The organism is Actinomadura roseirufa (assembly GCF_900659635.1).
Lineage (GTDB): Bacteria > Actinomycetota > Actinomycetes > Streptosporangiales > Streptosporangiaceae > Spirillospora > Spirillospora roseirufa.
In genome coordinates this window covers 1-1,324 of the sequence record NZ_CAACVB010000561.1, presented here as the reverse complement: position 1 = coordinate 1,324, position 1,324 = coordinate 1, and the positions used below count along the sequence as shown (strand labels likewise).

Annotated in this window: 1 protein-coding gene; it reads right to left on the bottom strand. The window is 66.8% G+C overall.

What is annotated here, in order from left to right:
- The coding region (locus tag E1291_RS41395; RefSeq protein WP_503108263.1) for an RNA polymerDNA-directed RNA polymerase subunit B at nt 1-1,324 on the bottom strand (1,324 nt) is incomplete at both ends.

Genomic DNA, 1,324 nt, shown 5'->3' with positions numbered 1-1,324 from the left:
GCCGACCTCGACCCGCTGGCCCTCGTCCACGATCGGCTTCTGGTTGAAGCACGTGCCCTGGTTGGACCGCTTGAACTTGGCCACCCGGTAGGTCGTGCGCGTGGCGTCGTCGTTCATCACGGTGACGTAGTCGGCCGAGACCTCCTCGACCACACCCGCCTTCTCCGCCGTGATCACATCACCGGCGTCGGTCGCGGCACGGTACTCCATGCCGGTGCCGACCAGCGGCGCCTCACTGCGCAGCAACGGCACCGACTGCCGCTGCATGTTCGACCCCATCAGCGCACGGTTGGCGTCGTCGTGCTCCAGGAACGGGATCATCGCCGTCGCGACCGACACCATCTGGCGTGGCGAGACGTCCATGTAGTCCACCTCGGCGGGCCGAATCGCCTCGACCTCGCCGTCCTTGCGGCGCACGAGCACGCGGTCCTCGGCGAAGGTGCCGTCGTCGTTGAGCGGCGCGTTGGCCTGCGCGACGACGTAGCGGTCCTCCTCATCGGCCGTGAGGTAGTCGATCCGATCGGTGACACGGCCCTCGACGACCTTGCGGTAGGGCGTCTCGACGAACCCGAAGGAGTTGACCCGGGCGTAGGACGACAGAGAGCCGATCAGGCCGATGTTCGGGCCTTCCGGCGTCTCGATCGGGCACATCCGCCCATAGTGCGACGGATGGACGTCACGGACCTCCATGCCCGCCCGCTCACGCGACAGACCACCCGGACCCAGCGCGTTCAAGCGCCGCTTGTGGGTCAGGCCCGCCAGCGGGTTGATCTGGTCCATGAACTGCGACAACTGGCTGGTGCCGAAGAACTCCTTGACGGACGCGACGACCGGCCGGATATTGATCAGCGTCTGCGGCGTGATCGCCTCGACGTCCTGCGTCGTCATCCGCTCCCGGACGACCCGCTCCATCCGCGCCAGGCCGACCCGGAACTGGTTCTGGATCAGCTCGCCCCCCGTCCGCAGGCGCCGGTTGCCGAAATGGTCGATGTCGTCGACGTCGATCGGTACCGGGTCACCTCCGACGGGAGCCTCCTCCTCGCCGGCGTGCAGGCGGACCAGGTACTCGATCGTCGAGACGATGTCGTCCTCGGTCAGCGTGCCCTGGTTCATGCCCAGGCCGAGGCCGAGCTTCTTGTTCACTTTGTACCGGCCGACTTTCGCCAGGCCGTAGCGCTTGGGGTTGAAATAGAGGTTCTCGATGAGGGCCTGGGCGGATTCCCTCGTCGGCGGCTCGCCCGGGCGCAGCTTGCGGTAGATGTCCAGCAGCGCGTCGTCCTGACCGGAGGTGTGATCCTTCTCCAGCGTCACATTGATCGACTCA